Annotated in this window: 24 protein-coding genes; 8 read left to right on the top strand and 16 right to left on the bottom strand. The window is 71.0% G+C overall.

All coding sequences use genetic code 11. The annotated features are described in order from the left end of the window. Positions 1 to 16 precede the first annotated feature (16 nt). Positions 17 to 703: an ABC transporter substrate-binding protein gene (locus tag ACFQ6X_RS33670; protein ID WP_383187382.1), complete on the bottom strand. Its 687-nt coding sequence runs from the start codon at positions 701 to 703 to the stop codon at positions 17 to 19. 115 nt (positions 704 to 818) lie between these two features. Between ACFQ6X_RS33670 and dtd the strand changes: the two genes are divergently transcribed. After that, a complete protein-coding gene (dtd, locus tag ACFQ6X_RS33675) occupies positions 819 to 1,268 on the top strand; it encodes a D-aminoacyl-tRNA deacylase (RefSeq protein WP_329208738.1) in 450 nt (149 codons plus the stop codon). Positions 1,269 to 1,299: 31 nt separating this feature from the next. Here the strand turns inward: dtd and ACFQ6X_RS33680 are convergent, their stop codons facing one another. The 6 genes from ACFQ6X_RS33680 to ACFQ6X_RS33705 all read right to left on the bottom strand — a co-directional run bounded on the left by ACFQ6X_RS33680 (position 1,300) and on the right by ACFQ6X_RS33705 (position 6,339). Continuing rightward, positions 1,300 to 2,265, bottom strand: coding sequence for a YgfZ/GcvT domain-containing protein (locus tag ACFQ6X_RS33680; RefSeq protein WP_383187385.1), 966 nt, complete (start codon positions 2,263 to 2,265; stop codon positions 1,300 to 1,302). A gap of 21 nt (positions 2,266 to 2,286) precedes the next feature. Continuing rightward, positions 2,287 to 2,781, bottom strand: a complete 495-nt coding sequence (locus ACFQ6X_RS33685; protein WP_383187387.1) for a Fur family transcriptional regulator — start codon at positions 2,779 to 2,781, stop codon at positions 2,287 to 2,289. 68 nt (positions 2,782 to 2,849) lie between these two features. After that, entirely contained in the window at positions 2,850 to 3,422 is a 573-nt protein-coding gene (locus tag ACFQ6X_RS33690; RefSeq protein WP_383187390.1) for an FABP family protein, read from the bottom strand. Positions 3,423 to 3,677: 255 nt separating this feature from the next. After that, positions 3,678 to 4,637, bottom strand: coding sequence for a hypothetical protein (locus ACFQ6X_RS33695; RefSeq protein ID WP_383187393.1), 960 nt, complete (start codon positions 4,635 to 4,637; stop codon positions 3,678 to 3,680). Next, positions 4,634 to 5,470 (bottom strand): hypothetical protein, encoded by an 837-nt coding sequence (locus ACFQ6X_RS33700; protein WP_383187394.1) that lies wholly within the window; start codon positions 5,468 to 5,470, stop codon positions 4,634 to 4,636. Before ACFQ6X_RS33700 ends, ACFQ6X_RS33695 begins: the two co-directional genes overlap by 4 nt. Then, complete coding sequence (locus tag ACFQ6X_RS33705) at positions 5,467 to 6,339, bottom strand: hypothetical protein (RefSeq protein WP_383187396.1); 873 nt, start codon at positions 6,337 to 6,339, stop codon at positions 5,467 to 5,469. Before ACFQ6X_RS33705 ends, ACFQ6X_RS33700 begins: the two co-directional genes overlap by 4 nt. Positions 6,340 to 6,445: 106 nt before the next feature. Between ACFQ6X_RS33705 and ACFQ6X_RS33710 the strand changes: the two genes are divergently transcribed. Further along, positions 6,446 to 6,808, top strand: a complete 363-nt coding sequence (locus ACFQ6X_RS33710; RefSeq protein WP_383187399.1) for a DsrE family protein — start codon at positions 6,446 to 6,448, stop codon at positions 6,806 to 6,808. Between the two features lie 19 nt (positions 6,809 to 6,827). On the opposite strand, the gene ACFQ6X_RS33715 is transcribed toward ACFQ6X_RS33710, so the two are convergent. From ACFQ6X_RS33715 to ACFQ6X_RS33750, 8 genes are all read right to left on the bottom strand, one after another. After that, entirely contained in the window at positions 6,828 to 7,160 is a 333-nt protein-coding gene (locus tag ACFQ6X_RS33715) for a DUF3099 domain-containing protein (protein WP_383187429.1), read from the bottom strand. Between the two features lie 51 nt (positions 7,161 to 7,211). Next, positions 7,212 to 7,499, bottom strand: a complete 288-nt coding sequence (locus tag ACFQ6X_RS33720) for a DUF1416 domain-containing protein (protein ID WP_014154938.1) — start codon at positions 7,497 to 7,499, stop codon at positions 7,212 to 7,214. A gap of 45 nt (positions 7,500 to 7,544) precedes the next feature. Further along, complete coding sequence (locus ACFQ6X_RS33725; protein ID WP_383187402.1) at positions 7,545 to 8,384, bottom strand: sulfurtransferase; 840 nt, start codon at positions 8,382 to 8,384, stop codon at positions 7,545 to 7,547. A 152-nt stretch (positions 8,385 to 8,536) separates the two neighbouring features. Then, entirely contained in the window at positions 8,537 to 8,617 is an 81-nt protein-coding gene (locus ACFQ6X_RS33730; RefSeq protein ID WP_350310325.1) for a putative leader peptide, read from the bottom strand. A gap of 251 nt (positions 8,618 to 8,868) precedes the next feature. After that, positions 8,869 to 9,564, bottom strand: coding sequence for a DUF2993 domain-containing protein (locus ACFQ6X_RS33735; RefSeq protein WP_383187405.1), 696 nt, complete (start codon positions 9,562 to 9,564; stop codon positions 8,869 to 8,871). Positions 9,565 to 9,705: 141 nt separating this feature from the next. After that, positions 9,706 to 11,055, bottom strand: coding sequence for a hypothetical protein (locus tag ACFQ6X_RS33740; protein WP_383187407.1), 1,350 nt, complete (start codon positions 11,053 to 11,055; stop codon positions 9,706 to 9,708). Positions 11,056 to 11,065: 10 nt separating this feature from the next. Beyond that, a complete protein-coding gene (locus ACFQ6X_RS33745; protein ID WP_329208751.1) occupies positions 11,066 to 11,320 on the bottom strand; it encodes a MoaD/ThiS family protein in 255 nt (84 codons plus the stop codon). Between the two features lie 41 nt (positions 11,321 to 11,361). Next, on the bottom strand, positions 11,362 to 12,279 hold the full coding sequence (locus tag ACFQ6X_RS33750) for an alpha/beta hydrolase (protein WP_383187409.1): 918 nt from the start codon (positions 12,277 to 12,279) through the stop codon (positions 11,362 to 11,364). 299 nt (positions 12,280 to 12,578) lie between these two features. On the opposite strand from ACFQ6X_RS33750, the gene ACFQ6X_RS33755 reads away from it, so the two are divergent. From ACFQ6X_RS33755 to ACFQ6X_RS33780, 6 genes are all read left to right on the top strand, one after another. After that, positions 12,579 to 13,382 carry a response regulator transcription factor gene (locus tag ACFQ6X_RS33755; protein ID WP_383187412.1) on the top strand — a complete coding sequence of 268 codons (804 nt, stop codon included), beginning with the start codon at positions 12,579 to 12,581 and terminating at the stop codon, positions 13,380 to 13,382. 24 nt (positions 13,383 to 13,406) lie between these two features. Then, positions 13,407 to 14,450, top strand: coding sequence for a LacI family DNA-binding transcriptional regulator (locus ACFQ6X_RS33760; protein WP_329208754.1), 1,044 nt, complete (start codon positions 13,407 to 13,409; stop codon positions 14,448 to 14,450). Between the two features lie 93 nt (positions 14,451 to 14,543). Beyond that, positions 14,544 to 15,641, top strand: a complete 1,098-nt coding sequence (locus ACFQ6X_RS33765) for a S1C family serine protease (RefSeq protein ID WP_383187415.1) — start codon at positions 14,544 to 14,546, stop codon at positions 15,639 to 15,641. A 14-nt stretch (positions 15,642 to 15,655) separates the two neighbouring features. Beyond that, positions 15,656 to 15,847: a hypothetical protein gene (locus tag ACFQ6X_RS33770; RefSeq protein ID WP_383187418.1), complete on the top strand. Its 192-nt coding sequence runs from the start codon at positions 15,656 to 15,658 to the stop codon at positions 15,845 to 15,847. A 49-nt stretch (positions 15,848 to 15,896) separates the two neighbouring features. Next, entirely contained in the window at positions 15,897 to 16,628 is a 732-nt protein-coding gene (locus ACFQ6X_RS33775) for a response regulator transcription factor (protein WP_383187420.1), read from the top strand. Then, positions 16,625 to 18,046: a sensor histidine kinase gene (locus tag ACFQ6X_RS33780; protein WP_383187421.1), complete on the top strand. Its 1,422-nt coding sequence runs from the start codon at positions 16,625 to 16,627 to the stop codon at positions 18,044 to 18,046. Before ACFQ6X_RS33775 ends, ACFQ6X_RS33780 begins: the two co-directional genes overlap by 4 nt. A gap of 7 nt (positions 18,047 to 18,053) precedes the next feature. Here ACFQ6X_RS33780 and ACFQ6X_RS33785 read toward each other — a convergent pair whose 3' ends face one another. Further along, complete coding sequence (locus ACFQ6X_RS33785) at positions 18,054 to 18,947, bottom strand: phosphatidylinositol-specific phospholipase C (RefSeq protein ID WP_383187423.1); 894 nt, start codon at positions 18,945 to 18,947, stop codon at positions 18,054 to 18,056. Between the last annotated feature and the right edge of the window lie 128 nt (positions 18,948 to 19,075).

Genomic DNA, 19,075 nt, shown 5'->3' on the forward strand with positions numbered 1-19,075 from the left:
CCCCGGAAGGGTCGCTTCAGGCGAGCAGATCGTCTACTTGTGCTTCTCCGTCACGGTACCTGCGGGCGATCTCCGCACTGCAATCGTCAACGGTGCGCTGGAGCCGGTGCCGGCGCCGGGAGACCTGCTGTTCGTAGCGGACGAGGCGCCCCATCGCGGTGAGGAGCTCTTCGTCCGTCCGGGCGTCGAGGTCGGACAGCTCGACCTCGGCGAGTGTGTCCGCGGCCAGCTGCCGGTACTCGTCGCTGCGCGGTGTGGTGAGGGTGACGTGCCGCGCCGAGGAGCGGTGGACGGACGGGGTGTCGGCGAGGATCTCCGAGAGCCGGTCCACCACCGGCGACTCCGGCCCGGAGCGGCCGGCGAGCTCGGCGCGCAGGATGTCGATCCGGCCCTGGACCAGACGGCGTACGTAACTCAGGTCCGCCTCGTCGCGTTGCGCGTCACGGCGGAGCGTGCGCAGTTCCGGCAGCCTCAGTCCGCGGAATTCGGGCTGCGGACGCACGGAGGCGAGTCCTTCCCCGGCTCCGCCGCTCCCCGTCTGTCCCGGTACGGACAGGGGTCCGGTCAGCGTCGTGGGCAGCTGCGCGGGCAACGGGCCCTGTGCGGGCGAGGCGCCGGTCCGCTGTACGGGCGGGCGCACGGTACCGGCAGTACGTGTCACCGGTACGGCTCCGGGTGATGGCCCGGTTCCATGTGTGGTCATGATGTTCCGTCCCCTCGACCGGTGCGTCGGCACACCGACATCGTGCATCGTGCCACTACGCACGGTGCTCACGCAGGTGCTCTGTACCCGTTCAGCCCAAGATAGGTTGGTCTGTATGCGTGCAGTGATACAGAGAGTGGACGGCGCGAGCGTCGCCGTCGCGGGCACCTCCGACGATCCCTCGGGGGCGGGAACCGTCGGTGAGATCGTCGGCGAGGGACTGTGTGTGCTGGTGGGGGTCACTCACGGGGACACCGCGGAGAAGGCGGCGCAGCTCGCCCGCAAGCTCTGGACCCTGCGGATCCTGGAGGGCGAGAAGTCCTGCTCGGACGTGAATGCACCACTTTTGGTCATTTCGCAGTTCACTCTCTACGGGGACGCCAGGAAGGGCCGCAGACCCACCTGGAACGCCGCTGCCCCCGGCGAGGTCGCCGAACCGCTGGTGGACGAGGTGGTGGCACAGCTGCGCGCGCTGGGCGCACAGGTGGAGACGGGCCGCTTCGGGGCGGACATGCGTGTCTCGCTCACCAACCACGGCCCGTTCACCGTACTGATCGACGTGTAGCAGCGCGGGTGGACAGCCGCGCGTAGAGGGTCTACGGCTCGACGACCGTCTCCTGGGCCGCCGCGGTGTCACCCGCGATCAGTTCCGCGTCCACGGCCACGTTCCGCTTCACCAGCGCCAGGGCGATCGGGCCCAGCTCGTGGTGGCGGGCCGACGTGGTGATGAAGCCGAGCTGACGGCCGTCCTCCCCGTCGGCGGCCAGCCGGACCGGCGTTCCGTGGCCGGGCAGGAACACCTCGCTGCCGTCGAGGTGCAGGAAGACGAGCCGGCGCGGCGGCTTCCCCAGGTTGTGGACACGGGCGACCGTCTCCTGCCCCCGGTAGCAGCCCTTCTGCAGGTGCACGGCGGTGCCGATCCAGCCCAGCTCGTGCGGGATGGTCCGGTGGTCGGTCTCGAAGCCGAGGCGCGGGCGGTGCGACTCGATGCGCAGCGCCTCGTACGCCAGGATGCCGACGGCGGGACCGTGACCGGCGGCGTACGTCTCCAGGTCGGCGCGCGGGAGGAAGAGGTCACGGCCGTGCGGCGTCTCCCGTACGGCGACACCGTCCGGGACCTCGGCGATGGAACCGGCCGGCAGATGGACGACGGCGAAGTCCTCGGTGCGGTCGGCGACCTCGACCCGGTAGAAGAACTTCATCGACTCCAGGTAGGCGATCAGCTCGCCCTGCGTCTCCGGTTCGACGTGCATCCACACCGTCGTGCCGTCGTCGACGAGGTAGAGGGCGTGCTCGATGTGGCCGTTGGCGGAGAGGATCAGCGCCTCGGTCGCCTGGTTCGGCGCCAGGTCGCTGACGTGCTGGGTGAGCAGCAGGTGCAGCCAGGTCAGCCGGTCGTCGCCGGTGACCGTGACGACACCCCGGTGCGAGAGGTCGACGAGGCCGCGGCCGTCGGCAAGCGCGCGTTGCTCGCGGAACAGGTCGCCGTAGTGCGCGGCGACGCCTTCGTCGCGCCCTTCGGCGGGGACGGCGCCGGGCAGGGACAGCAAGGGGCTCTTCATGCGACCAGCGTACGACTCGGGCTACGGCTCGCTACGGGGCGCCTCTGCCGGAGCGGCCCCCTCGGGGCCTGCCTCCGCCTCGTCCGCCGCTTCCGCGGCCTTCGCCGCACAGTCCGCGCAGCGGCCGAAGATCGCGAAGTGCTTCATGTCGGTCTCGAAGCCGAACGCGCCGCGGAGCTTCGCGGTGAAGTCGGCGACCACGTCGACATCGGCCTCGATGACGTTCGTACAGTCCCGGCAGACCAGGTGGATGTGGTGGTGGCGGTCCGCCAGGTGGTACGTCGGAGCCCCGTGCCCCAGGTGCGCGTGACTGACGAGCCCGAGCTCCTCCAGGAGCTCCAGGGTCCGGTAGACGGTGGAGATGTTCACGCCCGACGCCGTCCTGCGCACCTCGCAGAGGATGTCGTCGGGCGTCGCGTGCTCCAGCCGGTCGACCGCCTCCAGGACAAGCTGACGCTGCGGCGTCAGCCGGTAGCCACGCTGCCGAAGATCGGTCTTCCAGTCGGTGCTCACCACAGGCCCAGTGTAGGGCGGGGCCGGACACCGGCACGTCTGTGCCGGAAAGCCGGAAAGCCGGTCAGCTCCTACTTGAAGAAGGCGATGCCGTCGTCGGGCAGGTCCCCGAGGCCCCTCGCCATCTCGGCGACCTCCTCCGGAGTGACGACCTTCTTCAGGTGCGCCGACATGTACGGCCGCAGCTCCACATCGGGGGTGGCCTTCTCGCCGACCCACATCAGGTCGCTGTTCACGTACCCGTAGAGCCGCTTGCCGCCGCTGTACGGGCCGGAGGCCGCGGTGCGGGCCACCGCGTCGGTGACCACGTCGATCTGCGGCTTCTGCTTGGCCAGCTCGCCGTACCAGATCTCGACGATGCCCTGGTCGCGGACCATGACGATCTCGACCTTGCGGTCCTTGTCGATGCGCCAGTAGCCGGACTCGGTCTCCAGCGGCTTGACCTGATTGCCGTCGGCGTCCAGCACCCAGGAGTGCGAGACGTACTCGAGGAAGTCCCGGCCGTCGTGGCTGAAGGTGACTTCCTGGCCGAAGTTGCACTTCTCGGCACCGGGGAAGTCGGAGACGCCCGCACCCGCCCAGTTACCGAGGAGGAAGGCCAGCGGCACGAGGTCCGGGTGGAGGTCGGACGGAATCTCGATCATGAGCGGCTCAGTCGATCTGTGAGGTGTACGGGCAGGTGTTCGGCGAGGGTCAGCGCTGGCCCTGGTACAGCTTCTTCACGGTCACTACGGAGAAGGCGAGCACGCCGACGCAGACCAGGATCAGCAGGGCGGAGAAGAATGCCTCAAGCACGGGGAGCTCCTCGGGACTAACGACGTGACGGCGGTACAGGACCGGGCCCCCAGCCTAATGGGTGGGGGCCCGGCACGGCGGTCCGGGGTTTCCCCCGGGCGCGGTCAGCCCAGCAGCTGGTTCTGCAGGACCACGGTCTGGTGGAACGGAACGGTTTCCGTGCCCGCCGCGCCCTTCCGGGTGTGGACGACGAGGGCGACCGTGTCCCCGGCCAGCACGTACGCGTGGCGGACGTGCTCCGCGCCGTACGGCTTCGCCTCGGTGTACACGCGGGGCGTGGTGTACTCCACGCCGCCCGTGCCCGGCCATTCGTCGTCGGTGGCGGCCTCGGTGAGCCCGGCGAGCGGCTGCGGGTACGACGCGTCCCCGAAGAGCCCGTCCTGGAACTCGGTGGAGTACGCCACCGAGTTGAACTGGAGCAGATAGACCCGGGACGACGTGCCGTCCGGCATGGTCCAGCTCCGGGCCGCGATGTGCCGCAGGGCGGAGTCGGTCAGCCGCTGGGTGATCTCCGCCCGGTCGTCCTTCGGGTACTCGGAGACGTACTGCGCGGTCGTGACCCAGCCGTCGGCCTTCTTGTCCACCTCCGCACCGGCCGGGGCCGGCAGGAGGAGACGCCGCAGGTCGGCGTGGTGGACCTCCGCGGTGTTGGCGTCGCTGAACGGGCGGTTCGCGTCGGCCGGGAGGGCGGGCAGGGTCAGCCGGGGGTAGTCCCAGCGCCCGTCGTCCTCGGTGGCCAGTCCGGGTACGTCGGTGCGCTTCATCGACGTGATGCCCGCGGCCGTGCCCGCGCCGAGACCCCCGAGGACCAGCACGGCGGCGGTCCACCGGGCGACGGCCCGCAGCACCCGGCGCGGCGGCCGGGGCGGGACCTGCGGGAGGTCCTGCTGCGGCTCCTGGTGGGGGTCCTGCTGCGGGAGGTCCTGCTGGGGTACCTGCTGCGGGAGGTTTTGCGAGGGCGGGTCCTGCTGCGGCGGGTCCTGCGGCACCGGAGGCGGCGGCAGCGGGGGCAGGTCCTTGGCGGGGGCGGCCTCGTCGGTCGGTTCCGCCGTCTTCTCGGTCATATGTACTCCCCCGGGGACGTGATGTGCTCCAGCTGGTCCTTCAGCAGTTCGGCGACAGCGGCCTTGTCGAAGGGCTTGATGCCGGCCGCCGAGACGCTGATGCCCAGCTCGCCGTCGTACGCCATGCAGACCATGTTCTCCAGCTTGTCCTTGCTGTCCTTGGGCGTCAGGAAGCACGTGGCCTTGCGCGTCTGACCCGTGATCTTCGGCCCGTCGCGGAAGATGCCGAGGGCGTCGAAGAGCTCCCGCTTGAAGGTGTACAGATCCCGGACGGCCTTCTTGTCCTTCATCCGCATGATCTGGGTGGTCACGACCAGGTCGTTGGACTCCGACACATACGAACGCGCGGCGAAGCCCTGCACGCGGAGCTTGTCCACCCGCTTGTCGAACTCCCGGCGCTGCTTGCCCGCGAGCCCACGGTTGGACTGCTTCATCGCGGCGGCGGCCTCCTTGCCGCTGACCTCGCCGTCGTTGCCGAGATCCTCGACATCGGGTCCGAGCCGGTAGCCGGCGGGAACGGGCAGCATCAGCTTGCCGAGCTCGGTGTCGGCCCGGCCCCGGTCGGTGCCGGCCGCCGGGTCCTTGAGCGGCCCGTGATCGGCCAGGTCCCAGACGGTCGTCTCGACGGACCGGTCCGCGCTGTCGACGGTGATCGTCGTGTACGCGGCCGCGCCGCCGACGGCACCGATCACCAGGACGGCGGGAAGCGCGGTGAGAAGGATCCGGCGGAGCTTGCCCGGGCGTGCCGGGGCGTCCTGGAGCGGAGGCGCGTCGGTCGCATCGGCGGTCGCATCGGCGGTCGCGTCGGCGGTGGGCGGAATGACGTCGTTCACAGGAGCTCCAGCTGTCGCTCGGCCAGCGTCCGGATGTCCTTCTTGCTGATCGGCGCGGTGTCGAACACGTTGATCTCGATCATGATGTCGCCGCGGTGCATGACGGCCCTGGCGCGGTAGAACGGCATGTAGCCGGGCTCCCGGTCGACGGCGTACACGTAGTAGCGGCCGCTGCCGCTGCCCTTGACCGGATCACCTTCGTTGCCGGCGCCGCGCTCCTTCGAGGGCATGTACGAGCGCTGGCCGTCGGCGTACGACGCCGCCTCGGCGATCGCCCCGGAGCGGAACTGGACGAGCCGCACGTTGGCCTCGCGGTGCGCGCCCTTCTTCCAGGCGGCGCCCGCGACACGGCGGACATCGGACTCCAGGAGGTACTCGAGCTGGGAGTCCTCGTGCTCGAAGTCCCGCGCGTACGTGTCCACGCTCACCCAGCCGTCGTTCAGCCAGTCCGTGTCCTTGTCGTCGCTCCAGCCGGCCGGCCGCTTCATGATCAGCTTGCGCAGATCGCCGTCCGTCCGCACCTGACGGTCCTGCGAGGCCGGCAGGGGGGCCGGGACCTTGTCCGCGGGCAGCGACTTCGCCGGGTAGGCCAGCTCCGCCTGCGACAGCGCGGGCAGCGGCGTCGGAGGCCTCTCGGCCTGGACGCCGTAGCCGACAGCCGTGCCGCCCGCGATGCCGAGCAGCGCCGCCGCGGCGATCAGCAGGGTCGTACGCCCGCGCGGGCGTACGCGTACGGACGGGGCGGACGGCTCAACAGGTTCTGCGGGCACTGCCGACACAGCGGGCTCTGCGGGCGCTGCCGGTTCTGCGGGTCCCGCAGGCGCTGCCGGTTCGGCAGGCACTGCGGGAATGGTGTCGTTCGGTTCCAAAAGGGTCCCCCCAAAGAGACCTGAAGCGCGGGTTCCATTACCTGCGCACACAACTGACCCACAGGTCCCGGGGGAGGTTGCCCGACCGACGATTACAGTTCGGTACATGTCGAAGAAGCTCGTGATCAAGGTGACTGCCGGGGCCGATGCCCCCGAGCGCTGCTCACAGGCCTTCACCGTGGCGGCCGTGGCCGTCGCCAGTGGGGTCGAGGTCTCGCTCTGGCTGACCGGCGAATCCGCCTGGTTCGCACTGCCGGGCCGCGCCGCCGAGTTCGAACTGCCGCACGCCGCGCCGCTGCCCGATCTGGTCGACTCGATCCTGGCCGGCGGCCGGATCACGCTCTGCACGCAGTGCGCGGCACGGCGCGACATCACGGAGAAGGACGTCCTGGAGGGCGTACGCATCGCGGGCGCCCAGGTGTTCGTGCAGGAGGCCATGGCGGACGGCACGCAGGCTCTCGTCTACTGACCCTCGTGCGGGAGCTGCTCTAGGGGCGGCGCTTCTTGTTGTCGAGCTCGTCCCACCACTCGTCCGACTTGGGGTCGCCGGAGGGATCGTCCCACCAACGGTCCTCCGGCCCCCGCCGGTTGGCGACCATGGCCGCGACGGGCGGGATGACCATGGCGACCACGCACATGGCCACCGCCGCGGGGACGGACCACAGGCGCACGAAGGCCCAGGCGGAGACGAAGAGGACGAGGCATCCGCCCATCAGCAGGAAGTAGGCGCGACGGCGTCGGGCGTACATGCCTCCAGCGTAGAACGGATCCCGCGGTCCGGCGGGGGCCCGGACGGCGCGAAGGGCCGCACCCCTGCTCAGGTGGCGTCCAACCCCCTGGGGTGCGGCCCTCCGGCCGGTCGTGCGCGGGAACTACACGGCGATGGCGACCTCGGCGAGGCCACCCGTCTGCGCCACGACCGTGCGGTCGGCGGTGCCGCCCGGGACCAGGGCGCGGAGCGTCCAGGTGCCCTCGGCCGCGTAGAAGCGGAACTGTCCGGTCGCCGAGGTCGGAACCTCGGCGGTGAACTCACCGGTCGAGTCCAGCAGACGGACATAGCCGGTGACGGGCTCGCCGTCACGGGTCACGCTGCCCTGGATGGTCGTCTCGCCCGGCTTGATCGTCGAAGCGTCGGGGCCGCCGGCCTGTGCTCCACACATGGTGTTCTGTCCTTCTGGTCGGGGTGCTGATCAGGTCCTGCGGACTTACTTGTTGGCGCCGAGCTCGATCGGCACACCGACGAGGGAGCCGTACTCGGTCCACGAACCGTCGTAGTTCTTGACGTTCTCCTGGCCGAGCAGCTCGTGCAGCACGAACCAGGTGAGCGCGGAGCGCTCACCGATGCGGCAGTAGGCGATGGTGTCCTTGGACAGGTCCACCTGCTCGTCCTCGTAGAGCGCCTTGAGCTCGTCGTCCGAACGGAACGTGCCGTCGTCGTTGGCGTTCTTCGACCACGGGATGTTGCGGGCGCTCGGCACGTGGCCGGGGCGCTGCGACTGCTCCTGCGGGAGGTGCGCCGGGGCGAGCAGCTTGCCGCTGAACTCGTCGGGCGACCGCACGTCGACCAGGTTCAGGCTGCCGATGGCCTTCACGACGTCGTCGCGGTAGGCGCGGATCGACTCGTCCTGGGCCTTGGCCTTGTACTCGGTGGCCGGGCGCGTCGGGACGGCGTCGGTCAGGTCGCGGGAGTCGAGCTCCCACTTCTTGCGGCCGCCGTCGAGCAGCTTGACGTTCTCGTGGCCGTACAGCTTGAAGTACCAGTACGCGTACGAGGCGAACCAGTTGTTGTTGCCGCCGTAGAGGACGACGAGGGTGTCGTTCCCGATGCCCTTCTCGGACAGGAGCTTCTCGAAGCCGGCCTGGTCCACGAAGTCACGGCGGACCGGGTCCTGGAGGTCCTTCGTCCAGTCGATCCGGATCGCGTTCTTGATGTGGTTCTTCTCGTACGCCGAGGTGTCCTCGTCGACCTCGACGATGGCTACCTGCGGGTCGTCGATGTGGGCCTCGACCCAGTCGGCGTCGACCAGAACGTCTGCGCGGCTCATGTGTTTCTCCTCCGGGGCAGTCTGCGGCGGGGTGGTGCGGTGTGCGATGTGCGAGGTGTACGCGCAGGTGCTGGGAGCGGACGCGTACGGGAAGGCACGGGGTTCGGCCCTGACGTCGTCGAAGGGCCGGGCGAAACGGGAGAACGTCCCGCTCAGAAAGTGCGACAGAGCATGGCGGCGACGCGGCACAGGTCTACTGCCCGCCGCTTCGTGAGGTCCGCCTGTCGCTTCATGTGTCCGATCGTAGGGAGGTACGGGCGGAGATGTCACCGTCGTGTCGGATGATGAGACACGATCGTCCGCGATGCGAGACGAGGTGCGGATCGGAGGCCCGTCCGGCGGGTTCGCCGGCGGTTCGGGCCGCACAGTCATCTACGGGTCGGACGGGGCCGTCTCAGTATCTGGATCGGCCGTCACGTGCGCCCTCGCGGTCCCCCTACCCCGTCCCGCCCGCGGCTATCCGCCGCCGCTCCAAGTGGAGCCGTCAGCCGGCGAGTTCGATGTCCGAGCCCGTCACCGAGATCCTCAGGCCGTCCTCGGCCACTTCGATCCTGTCCAGCTTCAGCCCCGCCGGCAGACCGCCGATCTCGCGCTGGAAGTCGGTCTTCTTGCGGACCAGCTCCTCCAGACCGGGGATGCCCTCACCCGGCACCTCGTCCGCGTGGACCTTGACGGTGTCGCCGTCGACCAGGGTGACGGTGGAGAGCACGCTGCGCGAGACCGAACGGCCCAGCAGCGGGATCTCGACCGAGCCGGAGACCTTCACCTTGCCGTTGCCGCCGTACGCGACGGTGACACCGTTGTCCGCCGCCTTGGTGAGGTCCTCGTACGAGACAAGGGCCGTCCCGGTCGCCCGGGAGGCGGTCGCGCTGGTGTAGCCGGCGCCGAGCTTCACCTGGTGCAGCTGGGCCTGGATCTCACTGATCCGTATCGAACGGCCGCCCGCGCTGGTCCGTACGCCGCTGACCTTGACGTCGACCTGGTCGAGCTCCGATCCGGCGATCTGGGTCAGGAAGGGGAAGCCCTTGATGTCGACCTCGGTCGAACCGGTCTCCGCACCGCCGAACGAGACCCGGTCCGCGGCCTCGGACTCCGCGAAGTACACCGCCGCCCTGTCCAGGGCGACGAATATTCCGCCCAGTACCACAGCCATGATCAGCAGTATTCGCAGTGCGCGCATGCCTGTTGCTCCCCCACTCCGACCGGCCGGACCCTCGCCCGTGAGCCTACTGCCGCCGCGCGGCGCGCCCGGAGTGATCGACGAGCAAGCGGCCCGGCCGGTTCCCCCCGACGGGAAACAGGGCGGGCGACATGAGCGGCATCAGGCGATCGCACGGCCGATCAGATAGACGGCCGGAGCCGCGGCGGTGAGGGGCAGGGCCACTCCGGCCGTCATGTGCACGAACCTTGACGGGTAGTCGTAGCTCGCCACCCGCAGACCGATCAGCGCGCAGCCTCCGGCCGCGAGCCCGAGGAACGCGCCCTGGGTGCCGATACCGGTCAGTCCGCCGGCAGCGGCTCCGGCGCCCGCCGCGACGAGCAGCGCGACGACGACCGAGGCCGGACCCGGCAGCGGAAGGGCCCTGACGAGCACGGCCACCGCGACCGCGATCCCGCCCACCGTCACCGCGTCCGGGGCCGCCGCGAGGTGCCCGGCGGCCAGGACGGCGAGCGCGGCCGAGGCGACGGTGGCGGTCAGGCCGTACATCCGCTCGTCGGCCCCGGCGTGACTGCGCAGCTGGAGTACGAGGGTGAGCAGCACCCACACACCGAGCGTGCCGAGGATGGCGGCCGGGGCGTTGTCCCGGCCCGCGGCGAGCAGGACGACGTCGGCGACGAACCCACCGGCGAACGCGAGGGCGATGCCCTGCCGGGCGGGCCACATGCCGTTGAGCCGGAACCATCCGGCCGCTGTCACGGCCTGGAGCAGGACCAGCGGTACGAGCAGGGCGTACGGCCCGATCGCGGCGCCGAGGGCGATCAGGAGGCCGAGGCCCGCCGTGATCGCGGCGGGCTGCATCCCGGGCGCGATGATCGGCGAACGACCCTCGGCGCGGGCCCGCTGGGCGTCGGTGATCCGGCTGTTGCCCAGCGTGGTGGGCGCGCTGTAGCCGGAGCCGCCCTGCACGGGGGCGCCCGCCGCCGGGTCGGCCGGGGCCTCCGGGAGGAACGGGACCTCGGGCGGCAGCGGGTACGAGCCCGAGGTGCTGCTCTGCGAGGCGAACTGCGGGACGGAGTGCGAGCCGGCCTGCGGGCCGGTCTGCGGGGCCGGCTGCGGAACGGGCTGCGCGGCCGGCTGGTACGCCGCCTGCTGCTGGTACGGGGCGGCGTGCGGTGCCTGCTGGTACGCGGCCTGCTGCTCCGGCCGGACCGTCGGCTGGTACTGGGTGTCCCAGGTCTGGCCCTGCCACGTCTGGGTCGCACCCTGGTCGGTGTGCCCGGGCGCACCGGCCTGCGGGTCCACCGGCTCCTGGGGTGCCGCGGGCTGCTGCTCCGCCTGCCCGGCCGGCCACGCGGAGCCGTCCGGAGCGACGTCGTACGGCACGGAGTCATAGGCGGCGGCGTAGGGCTCCTGGTCGCCGTACGGCGACTGCTGCCCGTACTGAGGGGCCTGCTGCCCGTACCGGGGCGGCTGCTGCCCGTACGGATACTGCTGATCGCTGTTGCTCATGGTCTGCGGTTCACCCTCCTGCGAACGGCGGGAGCACCTCGACCGTGCCGCCCTCGGCAAGCCGTACGGTCTCATGGCCACGGGTCCCGACGGGGTTTCCGTCGATGAGGAACGAGCACCTCTGCAGCACCCGCGTCAGCTCGCCCGGGTGCCGCTCCCGCGCCCCGTCGAGCGCCTCGGCGAGCGTCGCCGCCGCGTACGGCTCCTCCGCGGTTCCTGCGGCGGCCTTGGCCGCGGCCCAGTAGCGGATCGTCCCCGCTGCCATGGCGACACCCCTTTCCTCGTGCGTCAGCTGTCCATCATGAATCACGCCGACGCCGTCCAGTCGGCGATACGGGTGAGCAAGCTCTCGTCCGCAGCGTTCTCCGCGTGCCCCATCCCGCGCTCCAGCCAGAGCTCCGCCGTGCCCCGCGCGGCTTCGGCCAGCATCCGGGGGTGGTCGATCGGGAAGTACGGGTCCTGGTCGCCGTGCACGATCAGCAGGGGGGCAGGGGCGATCAGAGGGACCGCCTCGACCGGGGAGAGCGGGACCGGGTCCCAGTCCTTGCGGTCGATCCGGGTGCGGAAGCCGTAGCGGCCGACGAACCGGCCGGCGGGCCGGGTGACCACCCAGTGCAGGCGCCGCATCGGAGCCGTACCCCGGTAGTACCAGCGGGCGGGAGCACTGACGGAGACCACCGCGTCCGAGTGCGCTTCTGTGCGCCCCGCGTGCGCCCCAGCGCGCCCGCCCACTCGTTCGGGGCCCGCGGCGGAACCCGTACCGACCGAATCCGGTACGTCCGGCGCCGTATACAGAGCAGCGTGCCGAAGCACCACGGAACCGCCCATCGAGAATCCGACCGTAACGATCCGCCGGTGTCCAAGGGACCTCGCCCAGGCCACCGCGGCGGCCAGATCCAGCACCTCGCGATCGCCGACCGTGGACCGCCCGCCGGACCTCCCGTGCCCCCGGAACGAGAACGTGATCACGGCCGCACGCTGGGAGAACACCTCGGCGGCGCGCCGCACGGCCGGCCGGTCGACGGAGCCGGTGAAGCCGTGCGCGACGACGATCGCCGTACCGGCGGATCCCCCGTCCACGCCGGCTCCGGAACCTGGCGTACACGGGGTGTACACCGCCTCGATACGGACGCCGTCACCGGTCAGCAATGTGGTGCGCCGGGCGGTCGGCGTGATCGAGGGAACAAAAGAACTCGTGAATCGACCCTCGGACACAGAACTCATGTGGGCTATTCTGCTGCGAAGAGGATCCGGGCAGAGTTGCCCCCGGGTCCTTTTGTGCTTTCCGAGCGTTGTTACGGAGACGTTTCAACAAGCTCAGCGGTCCCCGGGCGCGGGGCCGCACCGTAAAAACCGTATGACGGCCGCCGCAGGGTGAACGTTCGTACGGGAGTACGAAGCAGTGCCGCATACTCCCCCGGGTCCACCCCGGGAGTGCCCCTCTCGCAGGGAACGAGGAGGACCGACGTAATGGGCGAGCGAACCGTGCACGATCGACCGACGACCCAGGCAGGTGGGCGGCGATGAGTTCACTGCTGCTTCTGACGAATGCCCTTCAACCGTCGACGGAGGTGCTCCCCGCCCTCGGCCTTCTGCTGCACAGTGTGCGGGTCGCTCCCGCCGAGGGACCCGCTCTCGTCGACACCCCTGGTGCCGACGTCATCCTCATCGACGGCCGCCGCGACCTCCCGCAGGTGCGCTCGCTGTGCCAGCTGCTGCGGTCCACCGGGCCCGGCTGTCCGCTGATCCTCGTCGTGACGGAGGGCGGCCTCGCGGCCGTCACCGCCGACTGGGGCATCGACGACGTCCTGCTGGACACCGCGGGCCCCGCGGAGGTCGAGGCCCGGCTGCGGCTGGCCACCGGCCGCCAGCAGATCACCGCCGACGACTCCCCGATGGAGATCCGCAACGGCGATCTGTCCGTCGACGAGGCGACCTACAGCGCCAAGCTCAAGGGCCGGGTCCTCGACCTGACCTTCAAGGAATTCGAACTGCTCAAGTACCTCGCGCAGCACCCCGGCCGGGTCTTCACCCGCGCCCAGCTGCTGCAGGAGGTCTGGGGCTACGACTACTTCGGCGGTACGCGAACGGTCGACGTCCACGTACGGCGGCTGCGCGCCAAGCTCGGCCCCGAGCACGAGTCGCTGATCGGCACCGTCCGCAACGTCGGCTACCGCTTCGTCGCACCGGAGAAGGTCGAACGGGGCGCCGAGGAGGCCAAGGCCAAGGCGGCAGCCAAGGCGGTGGAGGACGACGTAACCCGTTCGGAGCAGTCCATGGAAGCCGGGATCACGGAAGAAGCCCCGGTCCGACCTGCCAAGCGGTAGGTCGATCCGCGTAGACTGCCGCGCGTGGCCAAGGTGACGCGGGACGATGTGGCGAGACTGGCGGGGACGTCGACCGCGGTCGTCAGCTACGTCATCAACAACGGACCCAGGCCGGTTGCCCCGGCCACGCGCGAGCGGGTACTCGCCGCGATCAAGGAGCTGGGGTACCGGCCCGACAGGGTCGCCCAGGCCATGGCCTCGCGGCGGACCGACCTCATAGGCATGATCGTGCCGGACGCGCGCCAGCCCTTCTTCGCGGAGATGGCGCACGCGGTCGAACAGGCCGCCGCCGAGCGCGGGAAAATGGTGCTCGTCGGCAACTCCGACTACCGCGACGAGCGCGAGGTCCACTACCTGCGCGCCTTCCTCGGCATGCGGGTCTCCGGGCTGATCCTCGTCAGCCAGGGGCCCAGCGAGCGGGCGGCGGCCGAGATAGAGGCATGGGACGCCCGCGTCGTCCTGCTGCACGAGCGGCCCGAGGCGATCGACGACGTCGCGGTCGTCACGGACGACATCGGCGGCGCACAGCTCGCCACCCGCCACCTCCTGGAGCACGGCAACGCCTACGTGGCGTGCCTCGGCGGCATGGAGTCGACCCCGGTGGTCGGCGACCCGGTCGCCGACCACATCGAGGGCTGGCGCCGGGCGATGCACGAGTCGGGGCGGTCCACGGACGGCCGGCTCTTCCACGCCCCGTACAACCGCTACGACGCCTACCAGGTGGCCCTGAAGCTGCTCGCGGGCCCGGACAGGCCGCCGGCGATCTTCTGCTCGACGGACGACCAGGCCATCGGTGTGCTGCGGGCCGCGCGCGAGCTGCGGATCGATGTGCCCGGGGAGCTCGCGGTCGCGGGCTTCGACGACGTGAAGGAGGCGGGCCTGACGGATCCGCCGCTGACGACCGTCTTCTCGGACCGTCCCGCGATGGCACGGGCGGCCGTGGACCTGGTCCTCGACGACTCGCTGCGGGTCTCGGGGTCCCGGCGCGAGCGGCTGAAGCAGTTCCCGTCCGCGCTCGTGGTGCGGCGCTCGTGCGGTTGCGGGGAACCGACGGTCACGGCTCCGTAGCCGCGCGTCCCTTATATGGGGCATACACGGTTCTGCCGGGCTTCTCAGGACGTACTCAGGTCCCTCTCATGTTCGGTGGCCACTCTCGTAGACATGACCGACAGCCACCGCCCGAGCGGCGAGTACCCGTACCCGACGTATCCCTCGTCCGGCAACGGCGAGGCGGCCTACCCGCCGCCGCCGGCGTACGAACCCGCACAGCAGAACGCCGCGGAGCCCGGCCCCCACGCCTGGCCCGCCCCCGAGCCCGCCGCCGCTGCGGACCCGGCCCAGGCCCCCGCCCCGGCCCCGCAGCGCAGGGTCAAGCGGCCCCTCGCCCTCCTCGTGGCCGTGGCGATCGCCGCGGCTGCGATCGGCGGTGGCACCGCGACCCTCATCGGCGAGCTCGCGGACGGCGGCTCGAACAGCACCGGCTCCAGCAGCGCCGTCAGCGGCACCAACGTCTCGCAGAGCAGCGCGGGCACCGTCTCAGGCGTGGCGGCGGCCGTGTCACCGGCGATCGTCGAGATCAGCGCGAGCTCCTCGGCGGGTGACGCCACAGGCTCCGGCGTCGTCATCTCCTCGGACGGCGAGATCATCACCAACAACCACGTGATCTCGGGGGCCTCGGAGATCAAGGTGGCCCTCAGCACCGGCAAGACGTACACCGCCGACGTCGTCGGAACGGACGCCGACAAGGACCTGGCGCTCATCAAGCTCGAGGACGCGAGCGGACTGAAGACCGCCTCCCTCGGCGACTCCTCCGCGGTGAAGGTCGGCGACCAGGTCGTGGCGATCGGCTCGCCCGAGGGCCTCACCGGCACGGTCACCAGCGGCATCGTCTCGGCACTGGACCGCGATGTCACGGTCGCCAAGGACGAAGACAGCTCCGGTCAGGAACAGCAGCAGCAACAGGGCGGCGGGAACTGGCCGTTCGAGTTCGGCGGGCAGCAGTTCAACGGCGACACGGGCACCTCCAAGACCACGTACAAGGCCATCCAGACCGACGCCTCGCTCAACCCCGGCAACTCCGGCGGCGCGCTCATCAACATGAACGGCGAGATCATCGGCATCAACTCCGCGATGTACTCCCCCAGTTCGGCGAGCGCCTCGGGCGGCTCCGCGGCGGGCAGCGTGGGCCTCGGCTTCGCCATCCCGGTCAACACCGTCAAGGCCGACCTGGACACCCTGCGGGCCGGCAACGGCTCCTGACGAGGAGGTCCCGAATGAACCCCGACACCGACACCGCGGCCACCGGCCCGTCCGGTCTGGCCCTCCCCCTCGCCCTGGCAGCCGAACTGGCCGCCCGGCGCCCCACCGCGGACCGCTCCCGCCCGGCGGAGGTCCGCACCCCCACCGCCACCACCGGCCGCGCGCGCCGTGCCGCGCGACGCCGTGCGGCGGCCGTGCGAGGCTGAGAGCACAGCACACAGGAACCGTCACGCGAAGGAAGAGGACGACGTAGCGATGAGCCCCGCCGAAGACGATCCGCAGCGCGTTCTGATCGTCGACGACGAGCCCGCCGTGCGCGAGGCCCTGCAGCGCAGCCTCGCCTTCGAGGGATACGGCACCGAGGTCGCCGTGGACGGCTACGACGCCCTCGCCAAGGCGGAGTCGTACGCCCCCGACCTGATCGTCCTGGACATCCAGATGCCCCGCATGGACGGCCTCACCGCCGCCCGGCGCATCCGGGCCACCGGCGCCACCACCCCCATCCTGATGCTCACCGCCCGCGACACCGTCGGCGACCGGGTCACCGGCCTCGACGCGGGCGCCGACGACTACCTCGTGAAGCCCTTCGAGCTGGACGAGCTCTTCGCCCGCATCCGGGCCCTGCTGCGCCGCAGCTCGTACGCGGTCGCGGCGGGCGGGGCCGTACCCGACAACGACGTGCTGGCCTTCGCCGACCTCCGGATGGACCTGAACACCCGCGAGGTCACCCGGGGCACCCGCCGGGTCGAGCTGACCCGCACCGAGTTCACCCTGCTGGAGATGTTCCTGGCCCACCCCCGGCAGGTGCTGACCCGTGAGCAGATCCTCAAGGCCGTCTGGGGCTTCGACTTCGAACCCAGCTCCAACTCCCTGGACGTGTACGTGATGTACCTGCGCCGCAAGACCGAGGCGGGCGGCGAGCCGCGGCTCGTGCACACGGTGCGGGGCGTGGGGTACGCGCTGCGGTCCGGCGGCGGTGAGGCGTGACCGGCCTGCTCCGCCGCTTCCGCACGCTGCCGCTCCGCTCCCGCCTGGCCCTGCTGGTCGCGACGGCGGTCGCGGTGGCGGTCGCGGCGGTCGCCGCCTCCTGCTGGTTCGTGACGCGTGAGCAGCTGGAGTACCAGCTGGACAAGTCGTTGCGCAGTTCCAAGGTCGACCAGCCCTACCTGGTGAACCTGTACGCGTACTGCAAGGGCGGCACCTCTCAGGAGCCCCCGCCCTTCACCGGTGTGACGGTCCAGCTCATCGACTCCCAGGGCACGGTCTGCGTCGCTCCCGGCACATCGAAGCTGCCGGTGAGCGACAAGGACCTGGAGGTGACCGATCGGGAGCGGCCCTACGCCCTGCACTCGGCGACGGCCGAGGACGGCACGGACATGCGGGTCTTCACCTCCCGGCTCGAAGTGCGGGGCGGCCCCGGGGCGGAATCCGGAAGTCTCGCGGTCTCCATCGCCCGCCCGATGAGCGAGGTCACCGCACCTCTCTCCACGCTGGCCTGGGTGCTGGTTCTCGTCGCCGGCATCGGCGTCGTCGGCGCCGGCGCGGCCGGGCTCTGGATCGCCCGTACCGGCCTGCGCCCCGTCGACGAGCTCGCCGACGCCGTCGAGCACGTCGCCCGCACCGAGGACCTCACCGTCCGGATCCCGGCCGAGGGCGAGGACGAGATCGCCCGCCTCTCCCGTTCCTTCAACTCGATGACCAGCTCGCTGGCCACCTCCCGGGACCGCCAGTCACAGCTCATCGCGGACGCCGGTCACGAGCTGCGCACCCCGCTCACCTCGCTCCGTACGAACATCGAGCTGCTCGCCCGCAGCGACGAGACCGGCCGGGCCATCCCGCCCGACGACCGCAAGGCCCTGATGGCCTCGGTGAAGGCCCAGATGACCGAGCTGGCCGCCCTCATCGCCGACCTCCAGGAACTCTCCCGGCCGGACGCCGCCGAGCCCGGCCCCCTCCAGGTGGTCGCCCTGCACGACATCACCCGTACCGCCCTGCAACGTGCCCGGCTGCGCGGCCCCGAGCTGACGATCACCGCCGAACTGGCCCCCTGGTACGTGCGCGCCGAGCCGGCCGCGCTGGAACGGGCGGTCGTCAACGTCCTGGACAACGCGGTGAAGTTCAGCCCGTCCGGCGGCACGATCGACGTCGTCCTGCACCGCGGCGAGCTGACCGTGCGGGACCACGGCCCCGGCATCCCGGCCGAGGAACTCCCGCACGTCTTCGAACGCTTCTGGCGCTCCCCCTCGGCCCGCCAGCTCCCCGGCTCCGGCCTCGGACTGTCCATCGTGGCCCGCACGGTCCAGCAGGCGGGCGGGGAGATCGCCCTGCGCCCGGCTTCCGGCGGCGAGGGCACGGTGGCCTCGATCCGTCTGCCGGGCGCACCGCAGCCGCCGCCGGAGCTGTGAGCGCGCCTCAGGCCGCCGGGTTGTGCCGGATCAGCGACTCGACCAGGCCGGAGCGGGTCGCCGGGTAGTCCAGCGGGACGATGCCGAGCCCGCGCCAGCCCGACGCCTCCGCCCCGTCGAGGAACGAGTGGACCTGCGGGTTGAGCCGGTCGGAGTTCCAGCGCGGCGGCATCAGGGCGGCGGTGCTCACGTAGTTCATGAACAGCTTGCCGGGCTGCTGGGCTGCCTTGCGGAACTGCGCCTCAATCTTGGGGTACTTGCCGAACGGCTCGGCCATGTAGTCGTCCTGGATGTCGAAGACCGCCGGGTCGGCGTACCGGACCCCCGGCAGCCCGCCGTTGTCGGCGAGCACCACGACCTTGCCCCGGGCCCCGCCGAGGTCCGGGAGCGCGGGGTCCAGACGCAGGAGCGGGCGCCAGCCCTTGCCGTCGAGGTAGAGGTCGAAGATCCGCCGGAACGCGGCGTCGCTCTCCTCCGAGTACTCCTGCTTGACCCTCATCAGTACGGTCTCCGACGGCCGCTGGGCCAGGAAGTCCCGGCAGGCGCCCAGCACGTCGTCGAAGTTCAGGTTCTGGTACGAGGCCCCGTGATGGATGGCGTACGCGTCGCCGCTGATCCGGCAGCGTATGTCGAGGAAGCGGATCCCGCTGTTGAGCTGCTCGGCGACCGTGGTGTTCTGGCAGGCCGTCCAGGGGCCGCCGTAGCGCGCCCCGGAGTTGTGCGTTCCCGGGATCGTGAGGCGTTGCAGCGGGGTGGCGTCGGCGATGCCGGCCATCCAGTCCTGGGTGCCGAGGGCCCGCTCGGCTGCTGCGCCGGCGGGCGTCGCTCCGACGAGGACACCGGCGGTGGCGGCGAGGGCACCGGTGAGGAAGGTCCGGCGGCTGGCGGTGTAAGGGCTCATGCGGGGAGGCCTCCGTCGGCTGTGGGGGGAGGCCTGAAATTATGTCGGGTACACCTCAATTCGGGAACAGGGCCGACGGCCGGGCGCCGCCGGGAACGGCAGGAGCGGGGCGGCGGGCCCTTCCGGCC

Origin of the sequence: Streptomyces sp. NPDC056452, from assembly GCF_042796085.1 — a bacterium.
Lineage (GTDB): Bacteria > Actinomycetota > Actinomycetes > Streptomycetales > Streptomycetaceae > Streptomyces.

Coding starts and splice junctions, on each gene's coding strand:
- ACFQ6X_RS33670 (WP_383187382.1), bottom strand. CDS start 703: ATGACCACACATGGAACCGGGCCATCACCCGGAGCCGTACCGGTGACA.
- dtd (WP_329208738.1), top strand. CDS start 819: ATGCGTGCAGTGATACAGAGAGTGGACGGCGCGAGCGTCGCCGTCGCG.
- ACFQ6X_RS33680 (WP_383187385.1), bottom strand. CDS start 2,265: ATGAAGAGCCCCTTGCTGTCCCTGCCCGGCGCCGTCCCCGCCGAAGGG.
- ACFQ6X_RS33690 (WP_383187390.1), bottom strand. CDS start 3,422: ATGATCGAGATTCCGTCCGACCTCCACCCGGACCTCGTGCCGCTGGCC.
- ACFQ6X_RS33695 (WP_383187393.1), bottom strand. CDS start 4,637: ATGACCGAGAAGACGGCGGAACCGACCGACGAGGCCGCCCCCGCCAAG.
- ACFQ6X_RS33710 (WP_383187399.1), top strand. CDS start 6,446: ATGTCGAAGAAGCTCGTGATCAAGGTGACTGCCGGGGCCGATGCCCCC.
- ACFQ6X_RS33720 (WP_014154938.1), bottom strand. CDS start 7,499: ATGTGTGGAGCACAGGCCGGCGGCCCCGACGCTTCGACGATCAAGCCG.
- ACFQ6X_RS33725 (WP_383187402.1), bottom strand. CDS start 8,384: ATGAGCCGCGCAGACGTTCTGGTCGACGCCGACTGGGTCGAGGCCCAC.
- ACFQ6X_RS33730 (WP_350310325.1), bottom strand. CDS start 8,617: ATGAAGCGACAGGCGGACCTCACGAAGCGGCGGGCAGTAGACCTGTGC.
- ACFQ6X_RS33735 (WP_383187405.1), bottom strand. CDS start 9,564: ATGCGCGCACTGCGAATACTGCTGATCATGGCTGTGGTACTGGGCGGA.
- ACFQ6X_RS33740 (WP_383187407.1), bottom strand. CDS start 11,055: ATGAGCAACAGCGATCAGCAGTATCCGTACGGGCAGCAGCCGCCCCGG.
- ACFQ6X_RS33745 (WP_329208751.1), bottom strand. CDS start 11,320: ATGGCAGCGGGGACGATCCGCTACTGGGCCGCGGCCAAGGCCGCCGCA.
- ACFQ6X_RS33750 (WP_383187409.1), bottom strand. CDS start 12,279: ATGAGTTCTGTGTCCGAGGGTCGATTCACGAGTTCTTTTGTTCCCTCG.
- ACFQ6X_RS33755 (WP_383187412.1), top strand. CDS start 12,579: ATGAGTTCACTGCTGCTTCTGACGAATGCCCTTCAACCGTCGACGGAG.
- ACFQ6X_RS33765 (WP_383187415.1), top strand. CDS start 14,544: ATGACCGACAGCCACCGCCCGAGCGGCGAGTACCCGTACCCGACGTAT.
- ACFQ6X_RS33770 (WP_383187418.1), top strand. CDS start 15,656: ATGAACCCCGACACCGACACCGCGGCCACCGGCCCGTCCGGTCTGGCC.
- ACFQ6X_RS33775 (WP_383187420.1), top strand. CDS start 15,897: ATGAGCCCCGCCGAAGACGATCCGCAGCGCGTTCTGATCGTCGACGAC.
- ACFQ6X_RS33785 (WP_383187423.1), bottom strand. CDS start 18,947: ATGAGCCCTTACACCGCCAGCCGCCGGACCTTCCTCACCGGTGCCCTC.